At 65.9% G+C, this 22876-nt stretch carries 17 protein-coding genes; 7 read left to right on the top strand and 10 right to left on the bottom strand.

Translation table 11 applies throughout. The features are described from left to right. Positions 1–191: 191 nt before the first annotated feature. The 5 genes from FVF58_RS31400 to FVF58_RS31380 form a co-directional block, all read right to left on the bottom strand. Positions 192–701, bottom strand: coding sequence for a disulfide bond formation protein B (locus FVF58_RS31400; RefSeq protein ID WP_149673659.1), 510 nt, complete (start codon positions 699–701; stop codon positions 192–194). A 114-nt stretch (positions 702–815) separates the two neighbouring features. Beyond that, positions 816–2195 carry an amidase gene (locus FVF58_RS31395; RefSeq protein ID WP_149673658.1) on the bottom strand — a complete coding sequence of 460 codons (1380 nt, stop codon included), beginning with the start codon at positions 2193–2195 and terminating at the stop codon, positions 816–818. A gap of 122 nt (positions 2196–2317) precedes the next feature. Continuing rightward, positions 2318–2998 carry a GntR family transcriptional regulator gene (locus tag FVF58_RS31390; RefSeq protein ID WP_149673657.1) on the bottom strand — a complete coding sequence of 227 codons (681 nt, stop codon included), beginning with the start codon at positions 2996–2998 and terminating at the stop codon, positions 2318–2320. A 128-nt stretch (positions 2999–3126) separates the two neighbouring features. Then, positions 3127–4479 carry an MFS transporter gene (locus FVF58_RS31385; protein WP_149673656.1) on the bottom strand — a complete coding sequence of 451 codons (1353 nt, stop codon included), beginning with the start codon at positions 4477–4479 and terminating at the stop codon, positions 3127–3129. Between the two features lie 7 nt (positions 4480–4486). Beyond that, complete coding sequence (locus FVF58_RS31380; RefSeq protein ID WP_149673655.1) at positions 4487–5173, bottom strand: DUF2848 domain-containing protein; 687 nt, start codon at positions 5171–5173, stop codon at positions 4487–4489. 210 nt (positions 5174–5383) lie between these two features. Here FVF58_RS31380 and FVF58_RS31375 point away from each other — a divergent pair, with 210 nt between their 5' ends. From FVF58_RS31375 to FVF58_RS31365, 3 genes are all read left to right on the top strand, one after another. Continuing rightward, positions 5384–7141: a cation:proton antiporter gene (locus FVF58_RS31375; protein WP_149673654.1), complete on the top strand. Its 1758-nt coding sequence runs from the start codon at positions 5384–5386 to the stop codon at positions 7139–7141. 182 nt (positions 7142–7323) lie between these two features. Beyond that, a complete protein-coding gene (locus FVF58_RS31370) occupies positions 7324–8847 on the top strand; it encodes a gamma-glutamyl-gamma-aminobutyrate hydrolase family protein (RefSeq protein ID WP_149673653.1) in 1524 nt (507 codons plus the stop codon). Between the two features lie 660 nt (positions 8848–9507). Further along, a complete protein-coding gene (locus tag FVF58_RS31365; protein ID WP_149673652.1) occupies positions 9508–10275 on the top strand; it encodes a DUF2968 domain-containing protein in 768 nt (255 codons plus the stop codon). Between the two features lie 75 nt (positions 10276–10350). Here the strand turns inward: FVF58_RS31365 and FVF58_RS31360 are convergent, their stop codons facing one another. Together FVF58_RS31360 and FVF58_RS31355 are read right to left on the bottom strand one after the other, a co-directional pair. Continuing rightward, a complete protein-coding gene (locus tag FVF58_RS31360) occupies positions 10351–11457 on the bottom strand; it encodes a hypothetical protein (RefSeq protein WP_149673651.1) in 1107 nt (368 codons plus the stop codon). A gap of 329 nt (positions 11458–11786) precedes the next feature. Next, on the bottom strand, positions 11787–12311 hold the full coding sequence (locus FVF58_RS31355) for a GNAT family N-acetyltransferase (RefSeq protein ID WP_149673650.1): 525 nt from the start codon (positions 12309–12311) through the stop codon (positions 11787–11789). Between the two features lie 324 nt (positions 12312–12635). On the opposite strand from FVF58_RS31355, the gene tcuC reads away from it, so the two are divergent. Then, positions 12636–13937, top strand: a complete 1302-nt coding sequence (gene tcuC, locus FVF58_RS31350; RefSeq protein ID WP_149673649.1) for an MFS transporter — start codon at positions 12636–12638, stop codon at positions 13935–13937. 159 nt (positions 13938–14096) lie between these two features. Here tcuC and FVF58_RS31345 read toward each other — a convergent pair whose 3' ends face one another. After that, on the bottom strand, positions 14097–15944 hold the full coding sequence (locus tag FVF58_RS31345) for a tetratricopeptide repeat protein (RefSeq protein ID WP_149673648.1): 1848 nt from the start codon (positions 15942–15944) through the stop codon (positions 14097–14099). A gap of 125 nt (positions 15945–16069) precedes the next feature. Between FVF58_RS31345 and FVF58_RS31340 the strand changes: the two genes are divergently transcribed. The 3 genes from FVF58_RS31340 (at position 16070) to FVF58_RS31330 (ending at position 19529) form a co-directional block, all read left to right on the top strand. Further along, positions 16070–16468, top strand: coding sequence for an ArsR/SmtB family transcription factor (locus FVF58_RS31340; RefSeq protein WP_149673647.1), 399 nt, complete (start codon positions 16070–16072; stop codon positions 16466–16468). Further along, a complete protein-coding gene (locus tag FVF58_RS31335; RefSeq protein ID WP_188130973.1) occupies positions 16468–17661 on the top strand; it encodes a cation diffusion facilitator family transporter in 1194 nt (397 codons plus the stop codon). Before FVF58_RS31340 ends, FVF58_RS31335 begins: the two co-directional genes overlap by 1 nt. A gap of 146 nt (positions 17662–17807) precedes the next feature. Continuing rightward, the gene (locus FVF58_RS31330) at positions 17808–19529 is read left to right on the top strand and encodes an FAD-dependent monooxygenase (RefSeq protein WP_149673646.1); all 1722 of its coding nucleotides are present in this window, start codon (positions 17808–17810) and stop codon (positions 19527–19529) included. Positions 19530–19635: 106 nt separating this feature from the next. On the opposite strand, the gene FVF58_RS31325 is transcribed toward FVF58_RS31330, so the two are convergent. Next, positions 19636–19887, bottom strand: a complete 252-nt coding sequence (locus FVF58_RS31325) for a formate dehydrogenase subunit delta (RefSeq protein WP_149673645.1) — start codon at positions 19885–19887, stop codon at positions 19636–19638. A 7-nt stretch (positions 19888–19894) separates the two neighbouring features. Then, positions 19895–22864 carry a formate dehydrogenase subunit alpha gene (fdhF, locus tag FVF58_RS31320; RefSeq protein ID WP_149673644.1) on the bottom strand — a complete coding sequence of 990 codons (2970 nt, stop codon included), beginning with the start codon at positions 22862–22864 and terminating at the stop codon, positions 19895–19897. Between the last annotated feature and the right edge of the window lie 12 nt (positions 22865–22876).

The raw sequence follows: 22876 nt of genomic DNA, 5'->3' as shown, positions 1-22876 counted from the left end.
CGGGAAGTTGCTGCGGGCGCGGGCGGGATGGCGCGAGGCCCGGCGGGGCGGGGTCTGGCGGGCACGGCTGGGGCGGCGGGGTAAGCGCGGGGACCGCGCAGGCGCAAAAAAGCCGGCCTTCGGCCGCCGTGGAGGGCGACGCGAAGTCCGGCCTGGTGTCAGCGCGGGAAGGAGCTAAGCGTGCAGCGAAATCAGACGAACCGGCGGCGATTGCGCACGAGGCTCAGCGCCAGCGGGATGAACGCCACCACGAACGCGACCAGCGACCACATCGGCAGCGTCAGGCCGAGAATCGGCGGATAAGCCGTTTCGCACAGGCCGGCGACCTTGAACACGCCCGGCAGCCAATGGGCGGGAGGCAAGCTGTCGACTACCGGCTGCAGCGCGTCGAAGCCGCAGCTGAAGCCGGGATTGGCCTGCACGTACACATGCCGCGCGGCGGTGACGATGCCCGCGAGCGCCGACAACGCCGCCAGCACCTCCAGCAGGCGCACGCCGCGCCAGCTATTGAAGCGCGCGCCGAGGAACGCGAAGACCGCGATCAGCAGAAAGAAATAACGCTGGATGATGCACAGCGGGCACGGGTCTTCGTGCAGGAAATACTGCAGGTACAAGGCGCCGCCCACCAGGGCGACGCAGATCAGGCCAAGCAGAACCAGCAGGGAGCGCTCGCGGCGCAGCATCGCAATGTCGTTATTCATGGATCGTTGGAGCGGTCTCGAATCAGAAAGGGGCGGGTGCCCGCGATTCTAGCGCGAACCCTCACCCCGGCGCTTATCGCACTATTGAGCGGGCCGCCCGCGCGCTCCGCTTCCTCAACGGATCGCTTTGAGCACCGCCTCGGCGCCGCGGCCGATCGCCAGCAACGCGTCGTCGGCGTGCGGCGCGGCCGCCAGCATCAGACCGACCGGCGGGTCGCCGCGCAGATGGCAGGGCAGCGACAGCGCGCAGCTGTCGAGGAAGTTGAACACGCTCGGATTGCGCAGGATCAGCGCGTTGGTGCGGCCGAACGCGTCGTCGTCATCAATCAGGTCGGCCACGCGCGGCGGTACGACCGGCACCGTCGGCGCGACCACCGCGTCGAAGCGCTGCCACAGCGTGCGGGCGGCTTCACCGAGCATCGCGCCGCGCTCGGCGACGAGATCCAGATAGTCGACGGCGCTGGCTGGCTGGCCCTTCAGAATGCGCGTGAGCACACGCGGGTCGTATTGCTCGCGATGCTTTTCCAGCAGCGGACGATGCCACGCATACGCTTCAATCGGCGAAAAGCCGAAGCGGTTGATCTCGGGCAAGCGGTCGAGCGGCGCGAAACGCACTTCGCTGACGATCGCGCCGGCTGCTTCCAGATGTTTCAGCGCCGTGTCGATCGCGGCGGCGACCGCCGGTTCGACGCCCTCGGTGACGAAATTGGTCAGCACGCCGAGGCGCACGCCTTCGAGCGGACGGGCGGACGGGATGCGCGGTTCGAGGCCCGCCAGCATCCGGTCGACCAGCGCGCAGCACGCGACCGACACGCCGATCGGGCCGAACGAGTCGAGCGTCGGCGAGAGCGGCACGCCGCCTTGCTTGGGGATGCGCGCGGCGGTCGGCTTGAAACCGGTCAGGCCGCACAGCGCGGCCGGGATGCGGATCGAGCCGCCGGTGTCGGTGCCGAGCGCGACGGCCGCCATGCCGTCCGCGACCGACGCCGCCGCGCCCGACGACGAGCCGCCCGAAATCCGCTCGTCGCCTTTCACGTTGCGCTGGTACGGCGACAGCGGATGGCCGTAGTGCGGGTTCAGCCCGAGTCCGGAAAACGCGAACTCGCTCATGTTGGTGCGCCCGACGATCACCGCGCCGGCCCGCTTCAGGCGCGCGACCGCGACGGCGTCCGCTTGCGCGGCGGGAGCGTCGGCGAGGACGACGGAACCGGCGCGGGTCGGCTGGCCTTCGATATCGAACAGGTCCTTGACCGACACCGGAATCCCGGCGAGCGGCGACAGCACGGTGCCGGCGGCGCGCAGCCGGTCGTGCGCGTCGGCGGCGGCGCGGGCGCTGTCGGCGTCGACGTGCATGAAGGCGACCGCGCCCTGGCCGGCCGGATCGGCGATCCGTTCGAGCGCGGTTTCGACGAGCGCGCGGCTCATGGTGCGGCCGGCGGCGAGGTCGGCGGCAAGCTGGGCAAGCGGTGGGAAGGGCGTGAATTCAGTGGCCATGATGTCGGTAAGAATCCGGTTGAACGGGGTGAAGCCGGTTGATCGGAGAAACGCGGTCGCTGGCAAAGGGTCGGGGTGATGCGGGTCGGGGCACGGTGCGCGGCTCGCTACGTTGCATGCGTTCAGATGCGATTGAACAGCGTCGCACGAAACGCTTCGATATGCTTTTGCACCGATCGACGCGCGCCTTCGGCATCGCGCTCGCGCAGCAGGCGAAACAATTCGAGGTGTTCTTCGTGCACGTCTACGAGATGATGCGGCTCGGACAGCGAAATGAACCAGAAGCGCAGCGAGCGTTCATGCAGGCCGCGCAGGATATCGGCCAGCACCGGGTTGCGCGAGGCGGCCGAGATCGCCAGATGAAACTCGCGGTCGATGTCCATCATGCCTTCGATGTCGTGCGCGGCGACGCACCCCGACGAACGCTCCAGCAGCGCCTGCATCGCATCGTAATCGTGCTGCTGCGCGTGGCGCGCGGCGAGTTCGACGCAGTAGCTTTCGTTGACGAGGCGCACGTCGATGATCGCCAGCACGTCGTCGAGCGAAACCGGCCGCACCATGATGCCCTTTCTCGGCATGATGGTCAGCATGCCCTCGTGCACGAGGCGATGCAGCGCCTGGTGAACCGGCGTTCTGCCGATCCCGGTCAGCGCCATCAGTTCGGCTTCGTTGAGCACTTCGCTCGGCCGCAGCCGCATCGTGATGATCTCGCGTTTGACGAACGCATACGCCTGCTCGGCGAGGCTCGCGGCGGCGGTCGCGCGGGTGGGCTGGGAAGGGCGGGCGGTCTGCGAAAGCGTCATGTGGAAGGCAAGCGGGCAATGTCGTCCGCATTGTAGAGCAAGGTTTTGCGTGGGCGGGGTGGGGTGATCGGCGTGGCAGGTGCGATCGGCGTGCGCGAGGCGCGCCTCAACCGCAACCCGACCGCGACTCAGGCACGCCGCGGCGAAACCGCAGCCGCGTGCTGCACCTTCACACGCGGCATCATCAGCGTCACCAGCCCGCCGACGATCAACGCCCCCGCGATCAACACCAGCCCGAACGTCACGCTGTGCGTCGCGTCCTTGACGATGCCGAGCACGTACGGGCTCACATAGCCCGCGAGGTTCGCGATCGAGTTGATCACCGCGATCCCGGCGACGGCGGCCGTGCCTTGCAGGAACGTCGTCGACATCGACCAGAAGATGCCGAAGCCCGCGAGGATGCCGACATACGCGATCGACAGGCCGGTGACGGCGAGCGGAATCGAGTTCGTCACCGATGCGCTGCCGAGCAACCCCGCCGCGCCGATGAAGCAGCACACCGCGTAATGCCAGCGCCGCTCGCCCGTGATGTCCGACGAGCGCCCGATCAGGATCATGCCGATGCCCGCCGCCAGATACGGAATCGCGGTGACGAAGCCATTGGTGACGAGGTTCGTCACGCCGAGATCCTTGACGATCTGCGGCAGCCAGAACGAGAAGCCCGCGTTGCCGGTGACGAGGCAGAAGTAGATCAGCGTGAGCAGCCAGAAGCGGCCCGAGCGCAACGCGGTGGCGAGATTGTGTTCGGCGCCGGCCGCCTGCGCCGCGCTGTTTTCCCGCGCAATGCGGCCTGTGATCACGCGCTTTTCGTCGGCACTGAGCCACGTGGCTTCGGCGGGCGTGTTGCGCAGCACGGCGAGCGCCCAGAAGCCGGCGAGAATCGACGGAATGCCTTCGATCAGAAACATCCACTGCCAGCCGCGCAGCCCGTGCGCGTCGTGCAGCGCCGACATCAGAAAGCCCGACAGCGGCGCGCCGATGATGCCCGCCACCGGAATCGCCGCCATGAACACGGCGACCATCCGCGCGCGCCGGTCGGACGGAAACCAGAAGGTCAGATACAGCACCACGCCCGGCACCAGCCCGGCTTCGGCCACGCCGAGGAAAAAGCGCAGTACGTAGAACATCGTTTCGCTGCGCACGAACATCATCAGGCACGACAGCAGGCCCCACAGCATCGTGATGCGGGCGATCGTGGCGCGCGCGCCGAACTTCTTCAATAGCAGATTGCTCGGCACCTCGAACACGAAGTAGCCGAAGAAGAAGATCCCCGCGCCGAGTCCGTAGGCCGCGTTCGACAGGCCGAGGTCGCCGGTGAACTGGAGCTTCGCATAGCCGATGTTGACGCGGTCCAGGTACGACAGCACGTAGACGAGAAACAGGAACGGCATGATGCGCCAGGTGATCTTGCGCAACGCGGTGGCTTCGAGCCACGCGTCGGACGACGCGTCGGCGCCGACGGAGAGCGAGGGGGAGTTCATGCGTGCCTCATTCGACGATAGGTAGCGCGCGCACGCGATAGGCGTGACGCAGCGTGCGGTTCAGGATAGGGTCGTGCAGTTCGAGTTCCAGCGCGTCGCCGTCGGCCATCCCGACGATGCCGCCCAGCACCGCCAGCGTGCCGCAGAACATCGCGGCGCCGTTCGCGAGCGGCGCGCGCGCGAGCAGATCGGCGGCCGGCAGCAGCGACGCGACGCTGCCTTGCTGATAGACGCGCCGCTCGCCGTTCGCGAGCGCATAGGCGCGCAGTTCCAGTTGATCCCAGTGGCCGGCGACCTCGTCGAAACGCCATGCGTCGCGTGCGAGCGGCTTCGGGCAGACCTGCTTGGAAACGGTCACGCCGTAGGCCTCGACTTCGCGGTCGGTGTGGTCGGAGCCGATCGTGACGAGCAGGCCCGCCGGCGACTGCACCAGCACGCATTCGGCTTCGCCGCTGGACTTCACGCCGACCACGTCGATCTGTTCGGCCTGCGTCAGCAGTTCCGCGCCGAGGCGGTAGAAGCACGGCGTGGTGGACGGACGCTTCACGCCCAGTTCGGCCAGCTCGGCAATGTGATGCTCGATGGCCGCCTGATCGCGGCCGGCCCACCCGGCAATCGTCAGACGGCCCACTTCGACATGCTCGGCGCGGCCTTGGCCCGCGCGGTCTATAACATTGAACGACAACTGCCGCATCACTCGACTCCCAGAAAAATATTCGACAAATATTATTGTGATATTTCACAGGAGTCCAGCCTGTCAAAAACATTTTTGAGTCCGCCGACGGCGCGGGGGCTCGACGCCCACCCGCAATCCCGCGTCCTTCGGCGCTTTGCGCGATTCGACGGGTCCGCTTCGGCTGTTACACTGCGCTCTTGTAGATTACTTTTTGTAAGGGACGCATTCATGCACCAAGGCATTGGCTTCATTCAGGATCTGGCGGTCGTGATGGCGCTCGCCGGCGTCGTCACCGTGCTGTTCCATCGCCTGAAGCAGCCGGTGGTGCTCGGTTACATCGCCGCCGGCCTGATCATCGGACCGTACACGCCGCCGTTCCAGCTGATCCACGACGAGCAGACCATCCAGACGCTCGGCGAACTCGGCGTGGTGTTCCTGATGTTTTCGCTAGGGCTCGAATTCAGCCTGCGCAAGCTCTTCCAGGTCGGCGCGACGGCAATCGTCGCGGCGCTCTCCGAGATCGTGCTGATGCTGTGGATCGGCTACGAGATCGGCAGCGCGTTCGGCTGGAGTTCGATGGATTCGCTGTTCCTCGGCGCGATCCTCGCAATCTCGTCGACCACCATCATCGTCAAGGCGCTGTCCGAGCTGGGCTTGAAGCGCGAGGGCTTCGCGCAACTGGTGTTCGGCATTCTGATCGTCGAGGACATTCTCGGCATCGCGATGCTGGTGCTCTTGACCGGCATCGCGCAGACCGGGCAGTTGAGCGCCGGCCTCGCGATGGTCACGCTCGGCAAGCTGTTGCTGTTCATGACGGTGTCGCTGCTGGTCGGGGTGCTGGTGGTCCCGCGCGCGCTGAACTACGTGGCGCGCACGCGCAGCGACGAGATGCTGCTGGTGTCGGTGCTCGGCTTTTGCTTCGGCTTCTGTCTGCTGGTGGTCAAGCTCGACTACAGCATCGCGCTCGGCGCGTTCCTGATCGGCGCGATCATGGCCGAATCGCGCCATCTGCATCGGATCGAACATCTGATCGCGCCGTTGCGCGACGCCTTTTCCGCGATCTTCTTCGTGACGATCGGGCTGATGCTGAACCCGGCCGTGCTGCTCGACTACGCATGGCCGATCGCGGTGATCACGGTGGCGGTGATTGTCGGCAAGATCGTCTCGTGCGGGCTCGGCACCTTTCTCTCGGGGCAGGACGCGCGCACGTCGATGCGCGTCGGCATGACCGTTTCGCAGATCGGCGAGTTCTCGTTCATCATCGCGTCGCTCGGCTTGACGCTGAAGGTAACCAGCGCATTTCTGTATCCGATCGCGGTGGCGGTCTCCGCGTTGACCACGTTGTTCACGCCGTATCTGATCCGCGCGGCCGATCCGTTTACGCAGCGCCTCGGCCGCGCGATGCCGGGCACGCTCGCCAACGTGTTCGGCCTGTACGGCCAGTGGCTGCGCAGCCTCAGCACGGCAAGCGGCGAGCCGACGCTCTTCAGCATGACGCGGCGGATCATCTTGCAGATTGCCGTCAATCTCGCGCTGGTCGCCGCGATCTTTCTCGGCGTGTCGTATAGCGCGCCTTACACGGGCAAGCTGCTCGCGCACTGGATCGATTCCGAACCGATCCAGCGCGCGGTGCTGTGGGGTGTCGCGCTGGTTGTGTCGATGCCGTTTCTGGTGGCGGTCTATCGCAAGACGAAATCGCTTGCGTTGCTGCTCGCCGAAGTCAGCGTGCAGCCCGCGACAGCGGGCCGCTTCACGAGCGCGCTTCGTTATGCGATCTCGGATCTGGTGCCGGTGGTGTCGATGGCCGGCGTGTTTCTGCTGGTCGCGGCGCTCTCGGGCAGCATCCTGCCGCCGGTCGGTTTGCTCGCCGCAGTGCTGATCTGCGCGGCGGTGCTGCTCGCGTTCGTGTGGCGCTGGTGCGTGAAGATCCACGCGGCGATGCAGATCTCCTTGCGTGAAACTTTCGAGGAGCAGCCGGACCCCTGAGTCATTGGGGCCCGCGCCCGGGTTCCTTGAGGAGGCCTCGTTCAACGCGGCCCCCAACGGGACCGCCTCTTGACCCTTCGCAACAATGTGAGCAATTGTGTGCAGGTTTGCGGGGCGTGCTGCGCTGGCGGATAATCAGGGCATATTCATCCGTTCGCGTGGAAGGCGCCTGACTGACTGTCATGAGCGAAAATAAACCCGACAACGCCGGCGCGCCCGGCAGCCCATCGTCGCCTTCGGCGTCGCCAATGCCGTCCGGCGCAATCTCCGGCGGGTCGACACCCAGTGCGGCGCCGGCAGACCCGGCGGCTTCGCTACCTCCCTCGCATGAAGACGCGATCCAGTCGCCGATCAAGGACCCGCTGACGCCGGCCGCCGAACAGGCAGTGGCGAGGTCATCGACCGACGATCCCGGCAGCGCGTCGGCCGTCACGCCCACCGATGCACGAACGGCCCGGCAACGCGACGCGGCCGAAGCGCGCAGCTCGGCTGCGGCATCCACCGCGAAGCAGGAAGCTGAGGTTCATGAGCGCGAGGCGCGGCGGGCTGGCGCGCCTGCCGCGCGTCCAGACATCATGAAAGGCGCGCGGGCCACGCAGGGCACGGCCAGCACCACGAGCACGAAGAGCGCGCCTTCCGCGCCTACCTTGACGAGCAGCGAGCCGCTTGCCGGCGAGCTGACCACGTCGACCGACGACACCGTCGCCGCCGAAGCAGCCGCTGCGTCCAGTGCGCGTGCGGCCGGCTCGCCGCCGCCCGGCTTCGGCGCGGCACCCGACTTCACCGCGACCAATCCGCCGCCGCCCAACGCGTTGCCGCCCTCGCCGCCGCGCTATCTGAAGCAGCACGATTCGGCGTGGACGGTGTTCGGCCGCATCGTCGCGGCGCGCGCACGGCAAATCTTCGATCGCGCAGGTCAACGGATCACGCAGCGCACGCTGCGCATCGGCGTATCGGCACGCATCTTCCATCCGGAGCCGGGCGCGAAGGGCTTGCGCGGCAAGACCTTGCAGTACCTCGAAGAGTCGATCGCGCATTGGGTGATGTCGCGCGACGTGCTGGTGTTCATGATTCCGACAGTCGGTCATCAAGGCATGTTGCATCCGAGCAATATCCGCCTGCGCGACTACGCGAAGCATCTCGACGGCCTGCTGCTGCAAGGCGGCGCGGACGTCTCGCCGCAGACATACGCGGAAGCGGCGACCAGTCACGAGTGGCCCGGCGACCGCGTGCGCGACATGTACGAGCTGGAGTTGCTGCACGAGTTCGTCGAATCGGGCAAGCCGGTGCTCGGCGTGTGCCGCGGCTGTCAGCTGATCAACGTGGCGTTCGGCGGCACCTTGTATCAGGACATCGCAACCGATGTGCCGACCGCGGCCGCGCACGTCAACGAGGACTACGATCAGCACCGGCACGGGATTCACTTTCCGGACGGCTCGACGCTGGTCAACATGTTCCCGGGCCGGCGCGATGCGATCGTCAACTCGATTCACCATCAGGCGGTGAAGTCGCTCGGCCGCGACCTCAACATCGAAGCGGTGTCGGCGTCGGACGGCCTCATCGAGGCCGTGCGCTATCGGCGCGCGCCATTCGTGATGGGGGTGCAGTGGCATCCGGAGTTTCACCGCGCGGGCGGTCCGGAGTTGCTCGATTGCACGCCTTTGCTCGACACTTTTCTGCGGGTTGCGCGTGAGACGCGGTTTTGAGATTGGTGGGATTAGGATGTTTGTAGTTGGGCGGCGTGGGTTGGGTCTGCCCTTGAGCTTGCGGTAATTGCCGTTTCCCGATGCTGATTTGTGTGGCGCACCGTCGCGGTATAGGGCGGTGCGCTTTGCTTTGTTCCCCACGTTGGTCTTGTCTGGTTCCTAAGCGTCTTTCCCGGTCAGTTCGCGATGCCGGGTCTCATCTATCCGACACGGCAGCGACGGGTTCGAATCACCGCGGCCTCGTTATCAAGATAATCAGCATTCCGAGTTTTCACGCACGGCCTTAGAGCATATAGGATTCGTCGCGCGAATTTTCCGTCGCTTCAGCTACGCCTTCAATACACCGATTGCAATCGCAATAGACCATAAATCGGTTCGCGCGAACGAGCCACCTATTCATCGCAATATTGCAAACGCGCTTGCCGTTGGATTGGTCCAAATCCATCGAAAATTCGGAAGCGTCCGAACGAGGCAGTTTGCCGTGGTTTTGCCCTATCTGAACAGGTTTATTTCCTGATAGACGGGTACATTTGCTCGGAATCATTTTCTTCCGGTTTATCTCGAATTAGAGCCTTTTCAGGCGCCATTTGTGTGCTTCGCCTGACGTTAAATCCGCGCGATAATCTGCCGCTGTTTCGGAATTGAATGGAGCAAGCAGGTATGGAGTATTCCTTAATAATGAGACGTGTCATGCTACTCGCGGCCTCGTGTGCGCCGCTGCAGCATGGCGACCTGGCGCGCGCGGCGCAAAGCGCAGAAGCGGCATTGATAGCCGGTATGCGGCCGGTCATGAGCGCGCCGTCGTCCGACCTCGCCGAGCTGCCTGGCGCGCAGGCGGTCAAGCCCGACACAACGAACGCTTCAAACGCGGCGAACACACCGAGCGCGCCGGACGCGCCGGCCAACGATGCGCAAGGCAACGTCGCCGAATTGATGCAGATGATTCACGACGCAAAGCTGAGCGAACTGCGCACCACCTATAACGGCAGTTATGGCGCGAGTCTGTTTTTCTATCCGCAGCAGGTGACGTACTACGTCGCGTTGTTTCAGAGCAAACATTTCTGGCGCGTGATCAAGTCGGAGAACATGGATCGCGCGGAAGCGATCTATGCGGATTTTGCGCAGCAAACGGCGCAGCTCTCGGAAGTCGAAATTCGCCGCGTGGGGTTGCAGGCGCAGAAAGCGTACATAGAAGACATCATTGCGATGTCGCAGGATCACGCGAAACGCTTGCAGGTCGATCTCGACATAGCGCGCACGCAGCAGGCCAAGGTCAACGACTACCAGCGGCAAACGCTGGGTGAGGCGGTCACACTGCATGCCGAGAAGGAAAAGGCGCAGGCGCAACTGCGTCAGGTTCAGAGCGAAATCATGCAGTTGCAGCGGCAGACGGAGTCTGGATTGCCGGTCTCGAAGCAGCCGCAGTGAATGAAAGAAGCCCGGCTTATCAACAGCCAGGCTCTTTGTTGTGCCGCCATTTTCCGGGCAGCGGCACATTGACGGTTACTTCGCGAACTGATCCGGGATCTCGGTCACGCGACGCTGCGACAGGTGACTCATCCATTCGGTCGAACCGGCTGCCGGCAGATTGTTCGACATGGAGGAGCGTGGCGACGCGACGTCGCGCAGCTGCGTCGCGGCGGACATCGTCACGTCGACGTATTCGTCGAGACCGGGCTGTGCCGACGCGCGCGGCGAGTAAGCGCCCGCGGCCGACGGTCTGGGCAACACTCGCTGTGTAGTCCGCGGGACGGCGGTGTGCAGCATGTCGTCGTTCACTGCCGCGGCTCGTGGGAGCGGGTTTGCCGCGGCGCGGCGCGCGGTGTGACGGCGGTTTTTTACGCGCGGGCTGTCCACCGCTTCGCGGACCGCATTACGGCGGCGCGAGAGCGCATCGTTGACTACGGTAGGCGCCGCTGCCGCTGCTTCGGTCGAAGCGGGCGGGCGCGCATGGTTGGGCACGACGTGCCCGCTTGCCGATGTCATGTTTCCAGATCGCGCATCGACCTTGGCGGCAGTCGCTTCACTGACTACTTCGCGGACCACCCCGTGGACCGTAGCCGCATCAGGTACGCGACGCTCCACTACCTGTGCGTCGAGGCTTGCCGTCACCCTGTCCACGGGCTTCGCGTCGTCGGCCGTATGGCGATGTGCCAGATGACTGAACGCGATCCACGTAAGCATTGCCGCGCCGCTGAGTGCGCACACGCCGCCCGCCAGCGCTCCCCAATGCGGCGGCGCGTTCCGCGCAACGGTGGCGAGCGCGGGCTGTTCCACTGCCGGTATCACCGTTGCTTCGGCAAGCACACACGGCGCTTGTTCGCGTGGTGCCTCGAAGACCGTTGCACGCTTCGCCGTCGCAGCGGAAGCAGAAGTCGGGGCACGCCTTGCGCTCAACGGCACCCATCTGCAAAACGACAGAATGGTCTGGTCGCTCATGCAGAAGGTGCGCAGCATCGCTGCATACAGCGCCTTGAGTTCCGCACGCCAGCTGTAGCCCGGCGGCAGCAACGCCCAGTCGCGGCCGAACGGTGCCGGCAGATGATCGAGCGGCCGCAGGCTCGGCATTGCAATGGAGCCATCGATCAAAGTGAGCGGAATGGTGGACATTGGTCTCTCGCGGCGCCTCGTAGTGGAGCCGCCGGTGGGCGGCTGCGGGGTCGTAGGGACTCAGGCCTCGGGGCGATGCGGGCGGAACGCCTTCATGCACGCCGTACGTCGGTGCGAACGCGCCGCTCCGCATGTCGCATGCCCGTGAAGCACAGCGCTCAACACGTACAGATGATGAATGCGCGGGCGCGACACGGTGAAGCCATCGGCTACAGACGATGATGCTTGCAGGCCGCCGATTCAGCGATCAGATAGTTCTGAAACATAGCGACACTTCGCACAGGCCCGGCTGATGCACGGCCGACGGCCGCGCCCCGCGAGCGGCGCGATCAGCGTTTCAGCCGGTACACGTAGCGCAACGCGGTGATGTCGACGCCGCCCATATGATCCGGCTCGGCGCCGACAAACTGCCAGCCCTGCCGTTCATAGAAGCCGATCGCCGGCGTGTTGCCTTCGAGCACGTAAAGATACAGTTGCGTCTCGCCTTGCGCGCGCGCCCAGTCTTCGGCGGCGCGCATCAGCAGCTTGCCGACGCCGATGCCCTGGTAGCCGGGCAGCGCATGCAGGTTGTCGAGCAGCACACCCCACGCCGACTCCGGCTGCCGTTCGACGCACACGAAGCCGATCGGCTCGCCCGCCAGTTCGGCGATCAGCACGGTGCGGCGCTCGCCGCCTGGCGCGCCCAGCCGCGCTTCCCAATAGGCGGCGCGCTCGCGTGTGACTTCGCCGTCGAGGAACGCATCGGGCAGCAGCCCCCGGTACGTGGCCTGCCAGCTAGCGCTGTGGATCGAAGCAATCAGCGCGGCGTCGTCGACAGTCGCGGGGCGCAGCGAAAGAGCGGGGGTGGTTCGCATCGGGATCGTGTTCAACAGAAATGCCGGACCGCAAAGTCTACCGCGATGATGGTCGCCCAAAGTGACAACGGGCAGTACGGCCCGTAAGCAAATTGTATGCATTTCGCAACAGCGCCATCAACGGTAACATTACCTGGCGCGGCTCCTACCTGAGCTACAACGTTTACCCTGATACCGCGTAAATGCGTTCAGCATGACAGTGCCGCGCCCTCGGCGCGTCCTTTCCTTTCCGTTCGCCTGCGGCATCCGCTCGCCACTCCCGGCGGATCGTTTCAACTGCCTGGCTGTCATGTCCATATGGCGGCAGGCTTTTCAGAGAATGTCATGTCTACTGCGTCGCACGCCATTTCCGCTCAGGAAGAATCCAAGGTCAAGACAGTTTTCCGCGTGGTCAGCGGCAACTTTCTTGAGATGTACGACTTCATGGTCTACGGCTATTACGCCTCGGCGATCGCCAAGACCTATTTCCCCAGCGGCAACGAATTCGCGTCGCTGATGCTATCACTGTCGGTGTTCGGCGCGGGCTTCCTGATGCGACCGCTCGGCGCGATCGTACTGGGCGCCTACATCGACCATCACGGCCGCCGCAAAGGCCTGATCCTCACGCTCGGCCTGATGGCGCTCGGCACGCTCACGGTCGCGTCGATACCGGGCTACGCGACGATCGGCCTGCTCGCGCCGGTGCTCGTGCTGTTCGGGCGGCTGTTGCAGGGTTTCTCCGCCGGGGTCGAACTGGGCGGCGTGTCGGTGTATCTGTCGGAGATCGCCACCAAGGGCAACAAGGGCTTCTACTGCTCGTGGCAATCGGGCAGCCAGCAGGTCGCCGTGGTGTTCGCCGCGCTGATCGGCGTACTGCTGAACAAGGTGCTGCCCGCCGACCAGATGACCGCATGGGGCTGGCGCGTGCCGTTCCTGATCGGCTGCCTGATCGTGCCGTTCCTGTTCATCATTCGCCGGTCGCTGAAGGAAACCGAAGAATTCAAGGCGCGCAAGCATCGTCCGAGCATGGGCGAGATCATGAAGTCGATGGCCACCAACTGGGGCGTCGTGCTGGGCGGCATGGGCATGGTCATCATGACCACCGTGTCGTTCTACATGATCACCGCGTACACGCCGACCTTCGGCAAGGAAGTGCTGAAGCTGTCGGCGATCGACACGCTCGTCGTCACGGTCTGCGTGGGTTTGTCGAACCTGCTCTGGCTGCCGCTCTCGGGCGCGCTGTCGGATCGTATCGGCCGCCGTCCGGTGTTGCTCGCGTTCACGATCCTGACCATCGTCACCGCGTATCCGGCGCTGCAATGGCTGGTCGCCGAGCCGTCGTTCGCGCGCCTGCTGGCGGTCCAGTTGTGGCTGTCCTTCCTGTACGGCAGCTATAACGGCGCGATGGTGGTGGCGCTGACCGAAGTGATGCCGGTCGAAGTGCGCACCGCCGGGTTCTCGCTTGCTTACAGTCTGGCGACGACGGTCGGCGGCTTCACGCCGGCGATCGCCACGCTGCTGATCCACGTCACGAGCAACAAGGCGGCGCCGGGTCTGTTCCTCGGCGTGGCGGCGATTTGCGGGCTGATCGCGACACTGGTGCTGTATCGCACGCCGGAGTCGCGCAATCAGTATCGGGCGGCTTGACGGGGCTGTTGGCCCGCTGCGGGTCTGGTTGAGGAAAACCCCGCGTTCGTGAGAACGCGGGGTTTTTTGTTGGGTGCCCGCTGGCGTGGCGCCGCGTTGCGCGTGTGCTCCGCCAGCTTGCAAGGATTGCGCGACTCGCGTTACGAGCGGCGCGTCCGGCTAGCCTTGGCGCAATTCGCTCGCCACTACGTCGACGACTTCGCCCCACGCGCCGGGCTGCGGCTGACGCACCAGCGTCGCGCCCGGATACCATGGGCTGCGCGTGTCGCCATCGAACCAGCGCCAGTCCGCCGCGAACGGCAGCATCAGCCACAGCGGCTTGCGCAGCGCGCCGGCCAGGTGAGCGATGGACGTGTCGATCGACACCACCGCGTCGAGCCGCTCGATGATCGCCGCGGTGTCCGCGAAGTCGCCGATCCGCGTGTCGAAGCGATGGATCGACGCCGCGCGCGGATGCGCGTCGAGCGCCGCGCGTTCGTCGGCGCTCAGGTCGGGCTGCAGCACGATCCAGTCGATGCCCTGAAGCGCGAACAGCGGCGCGAGCGCGTCGAGCGGCATTGAACGCGTTTCGTTTGGCTGGATGCGTCCCGACCACGCGATGCCGATCTTGCGTTTGGCCTGGCCGCCGAGCGAGCCGCGCCATTTGCGGCCATACGCGGGCGGCACGTCGAGATACGGCGTGCGCTCCGGAATCGTGTCGAAGCTGCTGCCGAGCGCAAGCGGCAGGCTCAGCAGCGGGCATTGCAGATCGGCGGCGGGGCGCGGCGCGCCCTGGGCGATCAGCGTCACGCGCCAGGCCCGTGCGGCCGGCGCCAGCAACGGCAGCAGTTGCGGCTGTACTTCGAGCACGACGCGCGCGGCGCGCTGTGCGGCGAGCGGCACGAAGCGCACGAATTGCAGCGTGTCGCCGAAACCCTGCTCGGCGTGGATCAGCAGCGTGCGCTGTTCGATCGGCTCGCCGTGCCAGCGTGGCAGCGTCTGGATGACCGGCTGCGCGGCCATCTGCAATCGCCATTCGTATTCCGGCAGTCCGCGTGCGAAATCGCGCTGCGCGAGCCACGCGAGCGCGCGGTTCAGGTGCGCGGACGCGAGGTCGGGGCGCAGCCGCAGCGCCTGGTCGAACGCGCGTACGGCGGGCGCGTGCGCGTTCAGCGCCTGGTGCGCGGTGCCGAGACTCAGCCACGCGAGCGCGAATTGCGGATCGAGACCGACCGCGCGCTCCAGATACGGCAGCGCCCGCTCGTGACGACCCAGCGCCGCCAGCGCGTTGCCCATCCCGTAGATGGCGGGCGGCAGATTCGGCTGGTAGCTCAGCGCGGCCTCGAACGACGCGACCGCTTCGGCAGGGCGGCCGGTGGCGTCGAACGTATTGGCGAGATTGAAGTGGGCGGCGACGAAGCGCGGCTCGGCGGCGAGCGCTGCCTGGAAGCAGGGGATCGCTTCGTCCGCGCGACCCAGCGCGTTCAGCGACATGCCCATGTTGTTCAACGCGCCGGCGTGGCCGGGACGCAGTTCGAGCGCGCGCCGGAACGACGCGATCGCATCGGTGTGACGGCCGAGCGCGTGCAGCGCGTTGCCGAGGTTGTTGTGCGACGACGCGTCGTCGGGTTGCAGGCGCAGCGATTTCTCGAACGCGTCGGCGGCGTCTTCGTGGCGGCCCAGCGACGCGTACGCGTTGCCCAGGTTGTAGTGCGCCATCGGGAACGACGGCGCGAGCGTCAGCGCATTGCGGAACTGCTCGATCGCGTCGTCGATCTGGCCGAGCGCCTTCAGCGCGTTGCCGAGGTTCAGTTGCAGCGCGGCGTCTTCCGGGCGCAGGTTCACCGCGCGCCGCACGAGGTCGGCGGCTTCGGCGTGCTGGCCTTGCTGGTGGCGTAGTACGCCCAGCAGGTGCAACGCGTCGACGTGCTTGGGATTGCCGTCGAGCGTCGCGCGATAGCCGCGTTCGGCATCGTCGAGGCGGCCGTCACGGTGCGCCGCGAAGGCGCGCTCAAATACAGGTTGCATGACGGGGGATGGCATTTGGGTGAGGCAGAGGCCGCATTTTCCCACACTCGCCGGACGACACCCCGATTTGACCGGTTCGATCGCCATCTATAACATTTGAACATCTGTTCATATGTGTGGCTGCCATGTCTGTTTCGGTGCCGACTTTCACGGGGAATTCGTTGGGGGCTTCCGCCGCTTCCGCTTTGGCTACGTCCCCGGGGAGCGGCCAAGGCGACGCAGCGGATACAGTCGTGCCGCTGGCCGAGTTGTTCCGCCTGCTCGGCGATCCGACGCGTTTGCGCATCGTGCTCGCGTGCGTCGACGGGCAGCGCGCGGTCGGGGCGATCGCGCAAGGACTGGACTTGTCGCCGTCGCTGGTGAGCCATCACCTGCGGTTGCTGCGCGCCGCGCGGATCGTGCGCGCGCAGCGTCAGGGCAAGCAGGTGTTCTATCGGGCTGCGGATAGCCATATCAGCGCGATGCTGGCCGCCATGCTCGAACATGTGGCCGAGCCGGCCGACAACCTGTCCCAGGACGCGTGATGAACCAAGCCGATAGGTCGGACCGGGATGATGAAGCGCGTGGAGCGGAGCAGGGCGGGTTTGGCGGGCACGATGCGCATGAAGGGCATCGCCGCGAGCACGGCGGCAACGACCTGAGTGGGCACGACCACGGCGACCACGACCATAGCGATCACGACCACAGCGACCACGACCACAGCAAGCACGACCACAGCAAGCACGACCACAGCAAGCACGACCACAGCAAGCACGACCACCCCAAGTCCACCAACGCCAGCCACGCGAACCACGCGCACAACCACGCCGGCCACCACCACCACGCCCACACCCCCGCCGAAGGCCACGGCCGCGCCTTCGCAGTCGCCGTCGCGCTGAACGTCGCGATCGTCATCATGCAGGCCGTCTACGGCGTGCTCGCACACTCCACCGCGCTGCTCGCCGACGCGGGCCACAACCTTTCCGACGTCCTCGGCCTGCTGCTCGCATGGGGCGCCGCGTGGCTCGCCACATGGCGTCCGTCGGCGCGCTACACGTTCGGCTATGGCGGCTCGTCGATTCTCGCGTCGCTTGTCAATGCGGGGCTGCTGCTGTTCGCATGCGGCGTGATCGTCGCCGAGGCGCTCGGACGGCTGATGAACCCGGCGCCGGTGGCCGGGCTCGCGGTGTTCGTCGTCGCGACGATCGGCATGGTGATCAACGGGATTTCCGCATGGCTCTTCATGCGCGGTCAGAAGGAGGACCTCAACATACGCGGCGCTTTCCTGCACATGGCCGCCGATGCCGGCATTTCGGCGGCGGTCGCGCTCAGCGGCCTTGTGATCCTGTACACCCACTGGCTGTGGCTCGATCCGGTGATGAGCCTGCTGGTGGTCGCGGTGGTGGTGGCGGGCACGTGGAGCCTGTTGCGCGATTCGCTGCGCCTCGCGCTCGACGCGGTGCCGTCCGGCGTCGATCTGCAAAGCATCCGCGACTATCTGGCGGCGCAGCCCGGCGTGATCGACGTGCACGACCTGCACGTGTGGGCGCTGTCGACCACGGGCAACGCGCTCAGCGCGCATCTGGTGATGCCGGCGGGCCATCCCGGCGACGAGTGGCTCGATCGCATCGTCATCGCATTGCGCGAGCGCTTTTCGATGCAGCACGCGACGCTGCAAGTCGATCTCGGCACCACCGACCATCGTTGCTCGATGGATCACGCGCCGCACGCGCATTGACGCAGCCGGCACCGCACGACGATATGCACGCTGCATGACATTGCCTGACGCGGCAAGCCCACGAGGGCTCATCAATGATGCAGCGCACCGCTGACTGAATTATCGGCGGCGTACACTAGAGCGCATTGTTGCCTCCGGAGTGCCGCATGGACGCTGCTGCATACGATGCGCCGGTGCTGATCGTCGGCGCGGGTCCCACCGGACTTGCGGCGGCGATGAGTCTGGCGCGTGCCCACATCCCCGTGCGTCTGATCGACAAAGCGCTGCAGCCGAACCCGTATTCACGGGCCATCGGCATTCAGGCGCGCACGCTCGAACTGCTCGAACAGCATCGGCTGATCGAACCGTTTCTCGCACTCGGGCATCGCGCGCGCATCGCCAATCTGTTTTCCAACGGCATGCGTCTCGCGCAACTCGATTTCGACCCGCTGCACACGCGCTATCCGTATCTGCTGTTTCTCGATCAGTCCGTAACCGAGCGTCTGCTCACCGAGCATCTCGCGACCTTCGGCGTGCAGGTCGAGCGCGGCACCGAACTGACGATGTTCTCGCAAGGCTCCGCGAGCATCCAGGCGACGCTGCGTCGCGCGGACGGCCACACCGAGACGCTGCGCCCCTCTTACATGATCGCCGCCGACGGTGCGCATAGTTCGATCCGTCATCGGCTGGGTCTGAACTTCGAGGGCAAGACTTTCGAGCAGACTTTCCTGCTTGCCGATCTGCACGCCGAAACCGATTGGCCCGAAGACGAGTTCCATATCTTCGCGTCGGGCGAGGGCCTGGTGGCACTGTTTCCGATGGGTCACGGCCGCCATCGGCTGATCGCGGATCATGCGGTGGAGCCGCGCGCCGTCGCTGCGCCCCCGACCCCCGCGGTGCTGGGCGAGCCGCCGCTCGACCAGGTGCCGGCGCCGACGCTGGACCAATGCAAGGCCTTGATCGCGCGGCGCGTGCGCGAGCGTGTCGACGTGTCCGAGCTGGCCTGGTCGTCGTATTTCCATTTGAATAGCCGGATGGTGGACCGGCTGCGTGTCGGCCGCCTCTTCCTTGCCGGCGACGCCGCGCACGTGCACAGTCCGGCCGGCGCCCAAGGAATGAACACCGGCATTCAGGAAGCGTTCAATCTAGGCTGGAAGCTCGCGCGCGTGCTGAAGGGCGCGGCGCCGGACCGCCTGCTCGACACCTACCACCTCGAACGGCATCCGATCGAGCGCGACGTGCTGCGCCAGACCGGCTTCATCACACAGATGGCCGAAGCCGATCATGGGCCGCTGAAGCTGCTGCGCGAGCGCGTGATGCCGGTGCTGGCCGCGCTCGGTCCGCTGCGCGATGCCGCGCGTCTGACCATCAGCGAGTTGTCGATCCAGTACCGGCGCAGTCCGCTCACGCTTGAACGGGTGCTCGACGGCGGCCCGCGCGCCGGCGAACGCGCGCCCGATGCGCTGGTGCATGTGGTGGACGGACCGCTTGGGCGCGCGCCGGGTGTCGGCTGTCTTTTCGATTTGCACGATCCGGCGTTCTTCTCGCTGTTTCTGCTGGTGCCGCCGCTGCCCGTCGACGATACGCCGCTCGATCCGGCCGCGAAACATGCGCCGCCGCCGGACGCGGAGCTGGAGCGGCTCACCGCCGAGGTCGAGCGGCTGTTGCCGGGCGCGGTGCGGATCTGGCGCATCACCGATACGACCGGCGACGGGGGCCCGCCGCTCTCCGAATCGTATGGACGCACGCGGCCGTCGTTCTATCTGGTGCGGCCTGACGGATATATCAGCGCGCGCGGGCGTACCGGCTCCGATCTGCTCGGGCTGCTGAGGCATTGCGAAGCGTGGTACACGGTGGGCGGCGAGATACCGGAGCAGGCCGCGCTGTGATGCCGGCGGCCTTCGAGTCGTGCTTCCGATCGTTGACTGTGTGATCCAAGCGCTGCGTGAAGCAACGGGGCGCGCGAGCGGTGCGAACCGCCAGCGCGCCGCCTGTTTATGACGCCACCGCGGCAGGCATCAACCGTTCGCGATGTTTGAGCAGCGCTTCCCTCACGAAATCCGACATCGCGGTTGCGTGCGCGTCCGGTGCATCGTCGAGCGTCGCCAGCAGCGCGCGGCGCATGCGCGGTTCCCAGAAGCGGCGGATATGATCGGCGACGCCGGCGAGCGCCTCTTCGCGGTCCGGCATCGAATCGAAGAAGTCGCCGATGCGGTTCGCCATGTCGATCAGATTTTCAGTGTCCATCGTCGCCTCACTTGCCTGACGTAGCGTTGGCCAGTTCGCGCTGCTTCAGCAGATCGAGCTGTTCGGTATTGAAGCGCGAATAGTCCTGCTGCCACTGCGACGGTTGTTCGACCGGCGTCACCTGCACCGCGGTCACCTTGTATTCCGGACAGTTGGTCGCCCAGTCCGAACTATCGGTGGTGATCACGTTCGCGCCCGACTCGGGAAAGTGGAACGTGGTGTAGACCACGCCCGGCTGCATCCGCTCGGTCACCTTCGCGCGCAACACGGTCTGTCCCGCACGCGATTCGATGCCGACCCAGTCGCCGGTTTTGATGCCACGTTCCTCGGCGTCGTGCGGATGCAGTTCGAGCCGGTCTTCGTCGTGCCAGCGCGAGTTCTCGGTGCGGCGCGTTTGCGCGCCCACGTTGTACTGCGACAGGATGCGGCCGGTCGTGAGCAGCAGCGGGAATTTGCGCGTGACCTTTTCCGGCGATGCGATGAACTTCGTGATCACGAACCGGCCCTTGCCGCGCACGAAGGCATCGACGTGCATGGTCGGCGTGCCGTCCGGCGCGTCCTCATTGCAGGGCCATTGGATGCTGCCGAGCTCGTCGATCTTGCGGTATGACACGCCGTGGAAAGTCGGCGTGAGACGCGCGATCTCGTCCATGATCTGCGACGGATGCGTGTAGTCCATCTCGTAGCCGAGCGCGCGCGAGAGCAGCACCGTGACTTCCCAGTCGGCGTAGCCCGGGATCGGCGGCATCACCTTGCGCACCCGCGAAATGCGGCGCTCCGCGTTGGTGAAGGTGCCGTCCTTTTCGAGGAACGACGAACCGGGCAGCAGCACGTGCGCGTACTTGGCGGTCTCGTTGAGGAAGATGTCCTGCACGACGATGCATTCCATCGACGACAGCGCCGCCGACACATGATGCGTGTTCGGGTCCGATTGCACGATGTCCTCGCCCTGGCAATAGAGACCCTTGAAGGTGCCATGGACCGCGGCGTCGAACATGTTCGGAATGCGCAGGCCGGGTTCCGGCTGCAGCGTGACGTTCCACGCCTCTTCGAACAGCGTGCGCGTGATTGTGTCGCTGATATGGCGGTAGCCCGGCAGTTCGTGCGGGAACGAGCCCATGTCGCACGAACCCTGCACGTTGTTCTGGCCGCGCAGCGGATTCACGCCGACGCCTTCGCGGCCGACGTTGCCGGTCGCCATCGCGAGGTTGGCGATGCCCATCACCATCGTCGAGCCTTGCGCGTGTTCGGTGACGCCCAGGCCGTAATAGATCGCGGCGTTACCTCTGGACGTCCCGTTGGGAGTGCCGCCGCTCGCATAGAGGCGGGCGGCTTCGCGCACTTGCTGGGCCGGCACGCCGGTTAGCGCTTCGGTGGCTTCCGGCGCGTTCTCCGGCAGCGCGACGAAATCGCGCCACTGCTCGAACGCACGCGTTTCGCAGCGCTCGGCGACGAATGCTTCGTCCACTAGGCCCTCGGTGACGATCACATGCGCGAGCGCGTTCACGATCGCCACGTTGGTACCCGGCCGCAATTGCAGGTGATGCGACGCCTTCACGTGCGCCGTATCGACGATATCGATGCGCCGCGGATCGACGACGATCAGCTTCGCGCCTTCGCGCACGCGGCGCTTCAGACGCGAGCCGAACACCGGATGCCCGTCGGTCGGATTCGCGCCGATCACCATGATGACGTCGGACTTGTCGACCGACGCGAAGGTCTGCGTGCCCGCCGATTCGCCGAGCGTCGTCTTCAACCCATAGCCGGTCGGCGAGTGGCACACGCGCGCACAGGTGTCGACGTTGTTGTTGCCGAACGCGGCGCGCACGAGCTTCTGCACCAGATAGGTTTCTTCGTTCGTGCAGCGCGACGACGTAATGCCGCCGATCGAATCGCGCCCATGCTTCGCCTGAATGCGGCGGAACTCCGACGCGGCGTAAGCGATCGCTTCTTCCCAGCTGACTTCGCGCCACGGGTCGGTGATCTTCGCGCGGATCATCGGTTTCGTGATGCGGTCCTTATGCGTCGCATAGCCCCACGCGAAGCGGCCCTTCACGCACGCGTGGCCTTCGTTGGCCTGACCGTTCTTGTACGGCACCATCCGCACCACCTGGTTGCCCTTCATCTCCGCCTTGAACGAGCAGCCGACGCCGCAATACGCACAGGTGGTGATGGCCGAATGCTCGGGCTGGCCGAGCATGATCACGGACTTTTCCTGCAGCGTCGCGGTCGGGCACGCGGCGACGCACGCGCCGCACGACACGCACTCCGATTCCATGAACGGCTGGTTTTCGCTGGCCGCCACGCGCGATTCGAACCCGCGCGCCGCGATGGTCAGCGCGAACGTCCCCTGGGTTTCCTCGCACGCGCGCACGCAGCGATTGCAGACGATGCACTTCGACGGGTCGTAGGTGAAGTACGGGTTCGACTCGTCCTTCTTGTCCTTCAGGTGGTTTGCGCCGTCGAAGCCGTAGCGCACTTCACGCAGGCCGGTCACGCCCGCCATGTCCTGCAGTTCGCAGTCGCCGTTGGCGGGGCAGGTGAGGCAGTCGAGCGGGTGATCGGAGATATACAACTCCATCACGTTGCGGCGCAGCGATTGCAGACGATCGGTTTGCGTGCGGACCTTCATGCCCGCTTCGACCGGCGTCGTGCACGACGCCGGATAGCCGCGCCGGCCTTCGATTTCGACGAGGCACAGGCGGCACGAGCCGAACGGTTCGAGGGAATCGGTCGCGCACAGCTTCGGCACGTTGACGCCGGCTTCGGCGGCGGCGCGCATCACCGAAGTGCCGGCGGGGACCGTCACCGCCTGGCCGTCGATTTCGAGCGTGACGTCGACGTCCGCGTGACGCGCGGGCGTCCCGTAGTCGGTGTCGTCGAAGAACGAGCGGCTTGCGCGTTGTTGCGCCTGCGACTTGCACGCGCAATTGCCGGAGCCGCAGCCGCCGGTGGGGGAGTTGATCACGTCGGACATGGTGGGCTCCTG

The organism is Paraburkholderia panacisoli (assembly GCF_008369935.1).
In the GTDB taxonomy this organism is placed as follows: domain Bacteria; phylum Pseudomonadota; class Gammaproteobacteria; order Burkholderiales; family Burkholderiaceae; genus Paraburkholderia; species Paraburkholderia panacisoli.
Note: the sequence above shows the minus strand (reverse complement) of the source record. Positions and strands in the feature narration are given on the sequence as shown.

Bases quoted from the DNA above. Each gene is read 5' to 3' on its own strand.
- FVF58_RS31400 (WP_149673659.1), bottom strand. From the start codon at position 701: ATGAATAACGACATTGCGATGCTGCGCCGCGAGCGCTCCCTGCTGGTT.
- FVF58_RS31395 (WP_149673658.1), bottom strand. From the start codon at position 2,195: ATGGCCACTGAATTCACGCCCTTCCCACCGCTTGCCCAGCTTGCCGCC.
- FVF58_RS31390 (WP_149673657.1), bottom strand. From the start codon at position 2,998: ATGACGCTTTCGCAGACCGCCCGCCCTTCCCAGCCCACCCGCGCGACC.
- FVF58_RS31385 (WP_149673656.1), bottom strand. From the start codon at position 4,479: ATGAACTCCCCCTCGCTCTCCGTCGGCGCCGACGCGTCGTCCGACGCG.
- FVF58_RS31380 (WP_149673655.1), bottom strand. From the start codon at position 5,173: ATGCGGCAGTTGTCGTTCAATGTTATAGACCGCGCGGGCCAAGGCCGC.
- FVF58_RS31375 (WP_149673654.1), top strand. From the start codon at position 5,384: ATGCACCAAGGCATTGGCTTCATTCAGGATCTGGCGGTCGTGATGGCG.
- FVF58_RS31370 (WP_149673653.1), top strand. From the start codon at position 7,324: ATGAGCGAAAATAAACCCGACAACGCCGGCGCGCCCGGCAGCCCATCG.
- FVF58_RS31365 (WP_149673652.1), top strand. From the start codon at position 9,508: ATGGAGTATTCCTTAATAATGAGACGTGTCATGCTACTCGCGGCCTCG.
- FVF58_RS31360 (WP_149673651.1), bottom strand. From the start codon at position 11,457: ATGTCCACCATTCCGCTCACTTTGATCGATGGCTCCATTGCAATGCCG.
- FVF58_RS31355 (WP_149673650.1), bottom strand. From the start codon at position 12,311: ATGCGAACCACCCCCGCTCTTTCGCTGCGCCCCGCGACTGTCGACGAC.
- tcuC (WP_149673649.1), top strand. From the start codon at position 12,636: ATGTCTACTGCGTCGCACGCCATTTCCGCTCAGGAAGAATCCAAGGTC.
- FVF58_RS31345 (WP_149673648.1), bottom strand. From the start codon at position 15,944: ATGCAACCTGTATTTGAGCGCGCCTTCGCGGCGCACCGTGACGGCCGC.
- FVF58_RS31340 (WP_149673647.1), top strand. From the start codon at position 16,070: ATGTCTGTTTCGGTGCCGACTTTCACGGGGAATTCGTTGGGGGCTTCC.
- FVF58_RS31335 (WP_188130973.1), top strand. From the start codon at position 16,468: ATGAACCAAGCCGATAGGTCGGACCGGGATGATGAAGCGCGTGGAGCG.
- FVF58_RS31330 (WP_149673646.1), top strand. From the start codon at position 17,808: ATGGACGCTGCTGCATACGATGCGCCGGTGCTGATCGTCGGCGCGGGT.
- FVF58_RS31325 (WP_149673645.1), bottom strand. From the start codon at position 19,887: ATGGACACTGAAAATCTGATCGACATGGCGAACCGCATCGGCGACTTC.
- fdhF (WP_149673644.1), bottom strand. From the start codon at position 22,864: ATGTCCGACGTGATCAACTCCCCCACCGGCGGCTGCGGCTCCGGCAAT.